Source organism: Homoserinimonas flava (assembly GCF_054969005.1).
This window is the reverse complement of record NZ_JBUEQS010000003.1, coordinates 243,430-255,639: the sequence shown is the minus strand read 5'-3', so window position 1 is coordinate 255,639 and position 12,210 is coordinate 243,430. Positions and strand designations below refer to the sequence as shown.

The 12,210-nt window shown below is 67.9% G+C and carries 5 protein-coding genes; 3 read left to right on the top strand and 2 right to left on the bottom strand.

The features are described from left to right. The first annotated feature begins 29 nt into the window (after nt 1-29). Complete coding sequence (locus tag ACY48M_RS09980; protein ID WP_462820134.1) at nt 30-6,227, top strand: DUF5979 domain-containing protein; 6,198 nt, start codon at nt 30-32, stop codon at nt 6,225-6,227. 64 nt (nt 6,228-6,291) lie between these two features. Here ACY48M_RS09980 and ACY48M_RS09975 read toward each other — a convergent pair whose 3' ends face one another. Next, the gene (locus ACY48M_RS09975; protein ID WP_462820133.1) at nt 6,292-7,056 is read right to left on the bottom strand and encodes a class II glutamine amidotransferase; all 765 of its coding nucleotides are present in this window, start codon (nt 7,054-7,056) and stop codon (nt 6,292-6,294) included. Nucleotides 7,057-7,420: 364 nt separating this feature from the next. Between ACY48M_RS09975 and ACY48M_RS09970 the strand changes: the two genes are divergently transcribed. Beyond that, nucleotides 7,421-10,087 (top strand): AAA family ATPase, encoded by a 2,667-nt coding sequence (locus tag ACY48M_RS09970; RefSeq protein WP_462820132.1) that lies wholly within the window; start codon nt 7,421-7,423, stop codon nt 10,085-10,087. Nucleotides 10,088-10,194: 107 nt separating this feature from the next. Beyond that, nucleotides 10,195-11,481 (top strand): adenylosuccinate synthase, encoded by a 1,287-nt coding sequence (locus ACY48M_RS09965; RefSeq protein ID WP_462820131.1) that lies wholly within the window; start codon nt 10,195-10,197, stop codon nt 11,479-11,481. Between the two features lie 94 nt (nt 11,482-11,575). Here the strand turns inward: ACY48M_RS09965 and ACY48M_RS09960 are convergent, their stop codons facing one another. Continuing rightward, nucleotides 11,576-12,184 (bottom strand): maleylpyruvate isomerase family mycothiol-dependent enzyme, encoded by a 609-nt coding sequence (locus ACY48M_RS09960; RefSeq protein WP_462820130.1) that lies wholly within the window; start codon nt 12,182-12,184, stop codon nt 11,576-11,578. Nucleotides 12,185-12,210: the final 26 nt, after the last annotated feature.

The following is a 12,210-nucleotide window of genomic DNA, read 5'->3' as shown; positions in this document are numbered from 1 at the left end:
CAGCGTCTGCTGCGCCCAGGAGCAACACCATGCCTCGAAGCACCACCCCTGTCGTTCGTTCTGCCCGCGCGTTCCGCGGCCTCGCTGCGGGTCTCGCCCTGCTCCTCACCGCATCGGTTGGTGCCGCAGTTGGCGCGCCCGCCGCCTATGCGGCCGACGAGCCGACGCTCACGGTGTCGAAGTCGGTCGACGCTGCGGGGGCGCTCGCGCCCGGCGACGAGTTCACCTACGAGGTGGTGACTGGCTGCTTCGACTTCGACTGCACCGACGTTGTGCTCACCGATGTGTTGCCCGCCGCCTTCGCAGGCTTCGAGGTCGTCGATGCCCCGGCGGTCTCACCGTCATCGCTCGCGACTCTCTCCACCTCGGGCTTCGGCGCGACGGTCTCGTCATCCGCCACGATCGTCGCCACCGCGACCACGGATCTGCCAGACGCCGACACGGTCGGTCTTGCGGCGGGTTCGAGCTTCACGGTGCGGTACACGCTCCGGGCACCCCAAAACCTCACGCCGGCGTGGGAGCACAACGGTGCAGCGCTCGTCAATACGGCAACGGCGACGGCCTCGAACTCGGTCGATGCGACTGACACGGCAGCGGTGACGATCAACGTCGCTTCGTCAGTCGATGTTGCGGTTGGAGTCACATGGGCGCCAGCGGCACAGCAGTATGCCGCCGGCACCGAGTCGCTCGTGACCCTGACGACGCAGAATACTTCGAATGTGCCGGCCTCGCTGCTCAGTGTGGGTGGGCCGGATGCTGCGGACGGCAGTGCTTCTCTCGAGGAGGGCAACCCGTTCCGCACGGTGGACTTCGTCGACTTCGGCGCGGTGACGATGCCCCAGGGTGCCACCGAGGTTCGCGTCTCCGCGTATGTGTTCGACGGGAGTGTGTGGTCGTGGCAGGAGGGTGTCTTCGACGCGAGCGCCAGCCTGCCGGCGGGGGTCACTCCTGTCGAGGTCGGCGGGCTTCGCTTCGATTTCCGCGGCGCTGACGGCGCCACCGTGATCGCCGCTGGCGGTGCTGCCGGTGCGGTCGAGCTCCGCGTGGAGCAGCGTGCGACCGACCGGGTCGACCCGAGCATCCTGCACCTCACTGGGGCTTCGACGTCGTTCCCGGCTGAGGCCACCGTTGTCGTGCCAGACGCTGACCCCGTGTCGGCGACCGCGTCCGCGCCGTACTCGATCGGCCCGCTCACGGTCGAGGTGAGTGCCGACAAGGCGATCTCGCCGACGAGCATCCCGGCCGGTGGGCAGGCGACCGCGACGATCATCGGGCACAACGAGTCGAACGGTCCGGTGTCGAGCCTCACCCTCTCCGACCGGGACTTCTTCGTCGATGGTGTGCTCTTCACCGGATTCACCGAGGCCATTCAGTGGCCGGCCGGCGCGAGTGCCGCCGAGGTGCTGTGGCTCTGGGACGGCGGTTCTGTGTCGGAGCCGTTCACGAACGGTGCGACCCCTGAGGCGCCGGTCGGGGAGCAGATCACCGGGTTCGAACTCAGCTTCACGGGCGTCATCGCGGAGTCCGCCTCAGCGAGCGCCCGCTTCGGCATTTCGACGACGGGCGACTTTGTGCCGGAGGGCACGGCGAGCATCCCGCTCACGAACACGCTCGATGTCGAGGCCGTGAACGATGCCGGTGAGGCCGAGTCGAGCGACTCCGCGAATATGGCGGTGTACTTTCCGCGCATCGACATCACGACCTCGAAGTCCGTGAGCCCCTCCGGGCCGGTGGCCCTCGACGGTGGCCGCGTCACGGTCGAGCTGCCCACCACGACGAGCGGGGCGTCGCAGTTTGTGCGCCCAGACACCATCGTGGTGACGGATGCGCTCACCTCCGCGTCAGATGACTTCTGGAACGCCTTCGACGCCGTTTCGATCCTGCCGACGCAGATCCCGCTCGGGGCGACGCTCGTCGTCGAGTACTCGACGGATGCCGACCCTGAGTCGGGCACCTGGACCACGCTCGTGAGCGACCTGGACTCCTCGACCGCGCGCATGTTCAGCTACACGATCCCGTCGGGGCTCGCCCCAACGATCACGGGGCTGCGCTTCACCTTCGAGAACCCCGATCTCTTCGGCCAGGGCACCGAGGTCGTCCCCGCCATCGGCTTTGCCGCCCGCGCGGAGCTTCGTGACGGCTCCGGGCCGGTCGCCCCGACCCCGACGTCGGGTGTCGGCACGCCGGTCACCTACACGAACGCGTCGTTCGCGGGTGCAACGGGCGTAGCGGGCACCGTGCCCGTCGAGAGCCCCATCGACACCGCAGAAGCCCCAGCTCAAGTCGTCGGCGTTGCCGGCGATGGCACGGTCTTCGCCGACAAGACGTGGCTTGGGTCGGGGGATGTGATTTCGCTTGTCTCGCAGTCTGGCGACACCGCCACCTCGCGGCTGGCGTGGGGTGTTGCTACCCCGGGTGCCGCTTCAGTGGTGATCTCCGATGCAGCCCCGGGCTCGGAGGCGAACCCCGAGGACACGATCTTCCAGGCGCTCGACCTCACGCGCATCCGCCCGGTGACGTTTGCGCAGGACCCGCTGTTGCGCTGGGACACGGTGAGCGCGGTTGAGCTCTACCAGGACGGCGCCTGGAGCGCCGTGCCCGCCCCGGCAGGGTCGTGGATGAGCGGGAGTGGCTTCAAGGGCTACACCCTCACTGCCGACGAGCGTGCCGCCGTGACCGGCGTGCGCATCACCGTGGTCGAAAACACGGCGGCGCGGGACGCGAGCACCGACCCGTCGCGGGCTGAGCCCGGCAGCGGCGTTGCCTCTGGCACCGCTTCAGCCGACCGGCGTTTCGAGCTCGACTGGACACTGCGCAACGTTGTGCGCGTGGTCGAAAACGACGAGCGCTGGGTCGCCGGCTCGACCACCTTCAACACGGCCGACGAGGGTGTCGTGCGCAACGTCATGGGCGTCACGGTGACGCCCCAGGTTGGCACCCCTTCGACCGCGACGGCGGATGCCCATGTCACCCTCCTCGACGTGCCGCCGCTCGTCGATGTCTCAATCGAACGCTCGACCTCGAGCATCGTGGTGCCGAATCCCGGCGATGTGCCGGTCGACGGCTATCCGACGGTCGACTTCACGGTGACCGCAGAGAACACGGCCGTTTCACGCGCCTCATACCTCCGGGTCACGGCGATGGGCCCGTGTGACGGCGTCACCGATTGCGTCACCCCGGCCGACGGCTTCGACGCCGACGTCTTTGCTGGCCACGAGTACTCAAGCTCAAACGCGTTCGAGCGGGTGACCCTCACCTCGCTCAGCTTCGAAATCCCGGTCGGTGAGGCGTCGAAGGATCACTCGATCGTGACGCTCTGGCTGCGCGCCAGCGATGGCACGCTGAGCAGCACACAGCTCACCATCACGCAGGCAGAGGCCCTCGATGCTGCCGCTCTCGCCGATGTCGTCGGCGTATCGGTCACCTACCAGGCGGCGTCGCCCGAGACCGATGGCGGTTCGATCGTGAACGGCAGTGACTATCGGATGACGCTGAGCACGGTGCTCCGCGAAACACTCCGCAGCGACCCGAGCACGTATGTCACGACGGGCACCGACATCGAAGCGGTCACGGTGGCGCAAACCTACGACCCCATCCTTCGCCCCAGCGCGACGCCATACGCGGCAGACACGACCCCGGTGCAGCTGCTCTCTGGCGCACTCGATGCCACCGCGACGAAGACGATTACCCCCTCGACACTGCTGGAGCGCGACCGCGACTCCGAGGTCACGGTGCGCCTCGTGGGCACCGATGGTGCCGCGTCGGCCTCGGCCGACACCGTGACGCTCACCGACGACACTCCCGAGTTCTGGGATGCGGTGACGCTTGAGTCGCTCGACACCGTCGTGCTGCCAGCGGGTGCCGATCGGGTCAGGGTCGACGCGCTGGTCGACGGCGACTGGGTGCTCGGCACGCCGGCCGCAACCGCGACCCTCCCTGCCGTCGCGCTTGAGGATGTCACGGGGCTCCGTCTCGTCTTCGACCGGGCCGATGGCGGCCTGCTGTCGACGACCGCGGTGCCAGCAGACTGGACTGCGACGGCCGAGTTCACGGTCACGGTGCGCGAGGATTACCGCTCCGGCGGCGCAGTCGAGTTTCCGGCAGCGCTCGACAATGAGCTCGTTGTCGAGTCGAGCCGCAGCGATGGCGTCTACGCGGCGGTTGCCGATGACGATGGGGCGAGCCTGCAGCTGTCGCTCGGCACGTTCTCACTCGATGTCGTGAAGTCGACGCCAAACAATCAGCACACGGTCGACCCGGCATCGTCTGGAGACTGGAGCCTGCAGTTCACCAACACGGGCACCGGTTTCGTGACGGTCGAGCAGCTGGTCGATGAACTCCCGAGCCACCTCGCCTATGACGGCATCGAGCCGAGCTATGCGACGAGCGCCGGCGGCATCCTCTCGACGGATGTCACGCTCACCGAGTCTGGTGACGACCTCGTCTTCACCTGGCCGAGCGATGGCAACCGCATGGCGCCGGGCGAGACCTTCACGATCACGTTCTCTGCGAGCCTGCAGCTTGGTGCTCCCGCCCCGACGACGAACAGGTTCATCGTCGAGGTGGAGCAGACGCTCGCGGCCTGCACCAACGCGTCCGGCAACGGGCAGGGCACCCTCGCGGGGCTCGCGGCAACGGAGTGTGGCACGAGCAACTACGTGCAGCCGCGCACGGGTTCAAACATCCGCACCGACAAGGGTGTTGCCGGTGAGATCGACGGCACCCTCGTCGATGGCGCCGTCAACACGAGCAACCCCGCCAGGGAGTGTGTCGCCGACGCTGCCGGGTTCTCGTTCTTTCCCTGTGCCGCCGAAACAGTCGTCGGTGCGACCGATGAGTGGCTGCTGCGCACCGTCAACTCGGGCACCGTGCCGGTGACGAGTCTCACGATTGTCGACCCACTGCCGATGCCCGGCGACCGGATGCTCACTGGTGGCGCACAGCGTGGCACCACCTGGCAGCCGCAGTTCGACACCGACTTCGGGCTCGAACTCGACGCGCCAGCCGGCAGCGTGCTGACGTGGCAGGTCACAACCGATCCCGCCGCGTGCGTCGGCACGGGCACCGGTTCGGCCTGGCAGGCAGACCCGACGTGTGCCGCGAACTCGTGGACCGCCTCCGGCGACTACACGGGCGACTGGGCCGACGTGACTGCGGTCCGCGCGATCGTCGACTTCAGCGGCACGGCGGCATCCGGGCTTCAGCCGGGCGAGATCGCCTCGGTGCTGTACCGCACGATCAACGTGCCGGTCTCGGCTGATGCCCCGCTCGGGGCGCCGGTCGAAGCATCGGTCGAGAACGAGTTCGCCTGGAACCACTTCGGTGCGCAAGCGTCGTTCACCAACGGCGATGTGCGCACCTGGGCGCCGACAAAAGCCGGTGTCACCCTCGCCTCCGGTTCGCTCGAGGTCATCAAAGAGGTCACGGGCGATGCGGCCGCCTACGCTCCGACAGCGTTTGATGCCAACGTGACGTGTCTCACCGCTGGCGTCGAAAGCACCACGACGGTGACGCTCGATGATGCGAACGGCTATCGCGCCCGCATCGACGGGGTGCCGCTCGGCTCCGAGTGCACCGTCGTCGAACAGGGTGCGCTCGGTGACTATGACGAGACGGCGCGCACCGGCAGCGGCACGACGGTCGAGATCCTCACCTCGGGGGGTGTCGCCGACGCCGTGCCGACCGCGCAGACGGTGGTGCTCGGCAACGACTATGCCTTCGGTTCGCTCCGCATCACCAAGACAGAGGATCGCCAGGCAGCGGCGATCGGCGAAGAGGTCTCCTACACGGTGCTGCTCGAGAACACGGGGGCGCGCACCGCCTACAACCTCGAGGTCGTCGATGACCTGCCGGATGCCGCGACGCTCGTCTCGGTCGACCCGGTCGGCACGCTCGCCAATGGTGCGATCACCTGGGCCGTCGATGAGCTTGCGCCAGGGGCATCCATTGTCTACACCGTCGTTGTGACGTTCGATGAGGCGGGCGCGCAGTTCAACCGCGCAACGGTCTCGACGCCTCCTGGGCCGTGGACGCCGCTCGAAACCGTGCGGCCCTGTGCGGATGACCCCGACTGGGCGTGCACGAATGTCGAGGTCTCGGCACCAGGACTCGCGGGCCTGCCGTTCCTCGGTGCCGGGTCGATCGGGGCGGCGCTGCTTGCCATCGTGCTGCTTGGCCTGGGTGGAGTGTTCGTCGGCACCGCGGTGCTGCGTCGCCGCGCAGCGTGAGCGTAGCGTGCGGTGCGCTGCCGCGTGGAGCAGCCGGAGGTGGCGTGGCCGGAGTTGGCGTGAGCTACGCGGCGATGAGCGTCGACTGACGCTCGCTCGCCAGGTCACTGATGGTGACGGCGAGGGTGGTGCGGTCGACGCTGAGCACGGTGCGCTCCGGCACGCGCTGCCAGCCGTCGCGCTCCCACCCGCTCGACGCGATGGCGACGAAGTCGTCCTCGATGCGGTACGAGAGCTCGTAGTAGTCGGTGCCGAGCTCGGCTGGGGCTTTGGCGGCGTCGTCGGCGATCACGATGAGTTCGTCTGGAGCAAGCAGGAGGGCGTTGATGGATGCCTCGACCGCGACCTCATCAAGGCGACGGGCGACCGTGCGCACGGCATCGACGCGCGGCTGCCTGCGGAGCTCGCTCACGAGGGCGAGCAGGTAGCGCTCACTGTCGGTGTCGCCCAGGATGCTCGGCAGCAGGTCGTCGTCGATGAGCGTCTCGATGTCGCTGATCGGACGAATCGAGCCGTTGTGGGCAAACGAGAGGTCGCCGTGCACGAACGGGTGTGTGTTCTGGGCGCCGATCGCGAGGCCGAGGGTGGCGGCCCGCAGGTGCACGATGCCCGCGTCGAGCGGGGTGGCGGCGACCGCGTCGAATGCGTCACTCGTGTGGGCGGCCTCGGGGGCGAGGGAGATGGTGCGCGCACCGCGCGACTCGGCCGCGATGCCCCAGCCATCAGCGTGGAGCCCTGCCGAGAGGGCGACAAACTCGTCGAGGTCGGTGCCGAGGGCGGCGGGCAGCGTCGTCGTCTCACGAGACACGATTCCCAGCAGCCGGCACATGCCAACCACGGTACGGTGCGCTTTCAGCAGAGTGAAGTGCGGCTGTCGCAGTTCGTAACGAAGCGTCAGCGGTAGAACCTTGGGTTTACCCCTGTTCGGGGGTCGGATGGGTGAAGCCCAGGGTGAAAGCCCCGGCATCCACCCCAGGGCGGTGCGGGTCGGGGGCACCATGTTAATGACCGCCGGGCGCGTCTGTTACCCGCATCGCAGCCCGTGGTCGGCGCCGGACCCGAACCGGACGCCGCACATCGGTTGCAACCGACCGGGGGCCGGGAAGCCGTCGAGCCACTGTCGGTGCGCTCGTCTCATCCGACCCCCGGAAGGGGCCGCCCGACACGGCTGTGCCGGGGTTACAATGAGCCCAATGCTGGCCTTCACCGCGGTGCCGCGCCTTCCACGGGGGATAGTTCAACGGAAGCGTCTGCACGAGCCGCTCAATTCTGCGACCCCGCTCGTTGTAGTGCGCGGATTCGCCGGAACCGGCAAGACAGTGCTCGTGGCCGACTGGGCGCGCACCCGGGTGAAGGCCGGCGACACCCTCGCCTGGCACACCGTCGAACGCGGCAGTCGCGTCGAATTCTGGGCACGCGTCATCCGCACCGTGCTCGACGCCGCCGCATTTGATAACGCCGCGGTCGAGGCGACCTCGTTCGATGACGCTGCGTTCGCCGAACTCCACCGGCTCGGTGCCGAGCTCGACGCGATCGAGGTTGCGCGCGGGGCAGCGCCGGGGAGCCTTCGGCAGCAGCTCGTGCGCGCGTTCGCTGTGCTCGACCGCGAGGTTGTGCTGGTGCTCGACAACCTGCATCGGGTGAGCGACAGCGCAATTCTCGATGACCTGTTGGCGCTTGTGCGCACCTCGACGCCGCTCCGGGTTGTGGCACTCACGCGAAGCCGCTCGACGTTCGGTGCCGCGCCAGAGCTCGCCGACGCCACCGTCGTGTCTGAGCAGCACCTCTTCTACACGCGCGGCGAGCTCGAGTTGGCGATCGCGGCGGGCGGAGTGCCGCTCGAACAGGGGTTCGTCGATTACGTCGCGGCCGTCTCCGGCGGAATTCCGAGGCTGGTGCACCGCACGCTCACGCTCGTTGCCGAGTATCTCGCGGAACATGGCACGCTGCCGCTGGCGGGACAGCTTGAGCGCGCCGACGAGGTCGGAGTTCGCTCCTTCAGGGCGATGCTCGCTGATGAGAGTGCAACGGCGGACGATGATGTCGCTGCCGTGCTTCGCCTCTCCGCAGCCGACGTGCTCACTGAGGAGCTTGCGACCGCATTGACTGAGCGGGATGACGCGCGCGAACTGCTCACCCTTGCGGAGTCAGTCGGCGTTGGCCAGTGGAGCGTTGGTGCTCACGGCGATGTGACGTTCACCTTTCGGCCCCGATTCCTGCGGGCGATGCGGGACACCCTCGGCCGCGCACCGCGGGACGAGGTAAATCGGCTCAAGCGCATCGCACTCCGCTCGGCCGAAGCGTCACATCGGCCCGCCGAGGCACTGCGGCTCGCCATCGAGCTCGGCGACCTTGCCGACGCGAATCGCATCGTGCTCGGGCACTACGAGTGGTTGCTCGCGCACGACCGCGCTGCCATCACGGTGGCGCTCGATCGCCTGAGCCGACGTGACCTCGCTGGCCAGCCCGTGCTCGCCCTACTGCTTGCGCTCTGCCTCGACGCTGACCCACTGCTTCGGCCCAGGTCTGCGGAGGTGTTTGCGATCGCGCAGGTCGCAGTGCGTCAGGCGCAGGCGAGCGTCGAACCCGCCTATCGCGTCATGCTCCGTGCGGCCGAATCGATCGCCCTCCGGGTCACGGGTCAGTTCGAGGCCGCGCTCGTCGCGACGGAGCGCGTGCTCGACACGCTTGAGAACCTCACCATCGATGAGCGAGATCAACTCGCCCCCCACCTCCCGACCATCCTGACCCAGTCCGGTCTTGCGCTCGCAGCCGGCGGTCGTCGCGATGCCGCGCGCGCACTGTATTCTTCTGCGCTCGCCCTGCCCCGGCATCATTCCGAGATCGGGCACCTCCACGCGCTCGCGCTCTGCGCCGGCACCGCAGCGGTCGAGGGGGACATGGTCGAGGCGTCGCGCCTCGTCGATATCGCGGATCGCGAGACCTGGCCTCCGAACAGTTCTCGGGACTTCACGGGAGCGTTTATCGAGGTCGCCCGCGCCACACGCGACCTCGAAGAGGGCCGCTATGACGCGGTCATCGAGCGCGTGGAATCCATGGGCGACTACCTGCTCAACGGTGAACACTGGGCCCAGTTCGCCCACCTCAACGCCATGGCCCTGCTCGGATTGGGTCGGTCACTGCAGGGTGCCGAGCACGTGGCACTGGTGCTCGAGCCGGGCGCGCGGGCACCAGTGCCCGAGCGAACGCGAGAGTGGCTCAACGCCACGCACGCCACACTGCTCGTCGCGGCAGGGCACCGGGTTCGTGCCGCGTCGGTGCTCGCTGAAGCGAACCTCAAGCGCGCGGCTGTGCGCGCAGCGACGGCACGACTCCATCTCTCGCGCGGGGATGCTGCTGCGGCGCGGGCCGTCGTCCAGTCGGCCGAAGCGGCAACCCCGCGACTGCGCGCAGAGCAATTGCTGCTCGGCGCTGCCGCCCTGCTGCGGCTTGAAGAGCACGATGCCGCGCTCGCCACCTTCGAGCGAGCCGTTGTGCTGCTCGAAGAACGTCAGATGCAGCATCCATTCGTGCTGCTTCCCGATTCGGATCGCCACGCGCTCGTCGGCCTCGCGGCGGCGAGTGGTCGCATGGGGCACGTGCGCGAGCTGTTCGCGTCAATGCTCGCGGTGCATTCGACCCTGCCAGAAACGCGGGGTCGCGTCGAACTCACGCATCGAGAGCGGATCGTGCTCGACCGACTGCACGATCGTGACGGCACCGCGGCGATCGCCGAGTCACTCTTCGTCTCGGTCAACACGGTCAAGTCGCAGCTGCGCAGCCTCTACCGCAAGCTCGGGGTTACGTCGCGTGACGAAGCGCTCGCGCGGGCGCGACGGCTGGGTCTGTTCGAGAGTTGAGCGGTGCCGGGGTGCTCTTCGGCGGAACCCGGTCGGCTCCCTAGATGCGTTGACATGCATACCCGATAGAATCGGGGTTCATCCCTCAATTTCTGTAAGGATCTCGCATGCCCGCAATCGTGCTCATCGGCGCCCAGTGGGGCGACGAAGGAAAAGGCAAGGCGACCGACCTCCTCGGCGACCGGGTCGACTACGTCGTCAAGTTCAACGGCGGCAACAACGCCGGCCACACTGTCGTCATCGGTGACGAGAAGTATGCGCTGCACCTGCTCCCATCGGGAATCCTTTCGCCCGGCGTCGTGCCGATCATCGCCAACGGTGTCGTCGTCGACATCGAGGTACTCTTCGAAGAACTCGATGCTCTCGCGGCACGCGGCGTCGATGTCTCCCGCCTGCGCGTGAGCGCCAACGCCCACGTCATCACGCACTACCACCGCACGCTCGACAAGGTCACGGAGCGGTTCCTCGGCAAGCGCCAGATCGGCACGACCGGTCGCGGCATCGGGCCGACGTATGCCGACAAGATCAACCGCGTCGGCATCCGCATTCAAGATCTCTTTGACGAGAACATCCTGCGCCAGAAGATCGAGGGTTCCCTCCACCAGAAGAACCACCTGCTGGTGAAGATCTACAACCGTCGCGCGATCGAGGTCGACGAGATCATGCAGGAGCTGTTGCAGTTCGCCGAGCGGCTGCGGCCCATGGTCGACGACACGGCGCTCGTGCTGCACCGCGCGCTCGACGAGGGCAAGACGGTGCTGTTTGAGGCTGGCCAGGCGACGATGCTCGATGTCGACCACGGCACCTACCCCTTCGTCACCTCGTCCAATGCGACCTCCGGTGGCGCCGCGACCGGCTCTGGCGTCGCCCCGAACCGCTTCGATCGGGTTATCGGCGTCGTCAAGGCATACACGACGCGGGTCGGGGCCGGGCCGTTCCCGACCGAACTGTTCGACGCATCCGGCGACTTCTTGCGCGAGCAGGGTGGCGAGTTCGGCACGACCACCGGTCGCCCGCGTCGCTGCGGTTGGTATGACGCCCCCATCGCCCGCTACTCGGCGCGCATCAACGGGGTCACCGACTTCGTGCTGACGAAGCTCGACGTGCTCACGGGTCTTGAGACGATTCCCGTCTGTGTCGCCTATGAGGTCGACGGCGTGCGGGTTGACGAAGTGCCGGTCTCACAGTCGGACTTCCACCACGCGAAGCCCATCTACGAGGACTTCCCAGGCTGGTCCGAAGACATCACGGGTGCGCGCAGCTTCGACGACCTGCCGCAGGCGGCGCAGGACTACGTGCTCGCGCTCGAAAAGATCAGCGGGTCGCGCATCTCGGCGATCGGTGTTGGCCCAGGTCGAGACGCCATCGTCGTGCGGCACGACCTCGTCGGCTGACCGCCGTACGCCGGTTGAGTAGGCCTGCCAGGGCCGTATATCTTGACGGTTTCGATACGCTCGCTAGAGCTCGCTACTCAACCGGCGAGATCGCTCACACGGTCGTGAACCCCTCCGGCAGGCGATCCCGGCCGGTCAGCGCCATGAGCAGCACCTCGCCGAGCCCCTTGTGCGCGGCGGTGCCGCTGAGCAGGGCGACGGCCGTCGCGATCCCGGCGGCGGGCACGTCGGCGGGCACGCCGATGGCGCGGGCAAGATCGATCGAGTGCACCACAAGTTCGACGACGCGGGTGCGCAGGTACTCGTCGAGCCGGATGCCCATGCCCCCGATCGAGACGATGCGGTCGCTCGGCTGCGCGGCGATGAGCGATCGGGTTCTGGCGATGGCCTCCGTCACCTGACCGGCCGGGTCGTCACCGAGCCACACGCCGGCCTCGACCCCGCGGGCCTCGATCGAGGCGTGATCGGTGAACTGCTCGAGCACCGTGTTGTAGTAGGCCTCGGCGCTGGGGATGGTCACGTCGCCAGGCTCGTCTTGGCCGAGATAGCTCTCGACTGTGAGGATGGCGCGGGCGGTGTGCCCGGCGAGACTGCGGACATTCCACGACCCGAGTCCGGGCGCGTCCCACTGCTCGGGCTTGACCTGGCCGAGCAGTGCGACGAACGATCCGGCCGTCTGCAAAAAAAGCGTTGTGTTGCTCACGTGCCTATGGTGCCACTTCGCGTGGG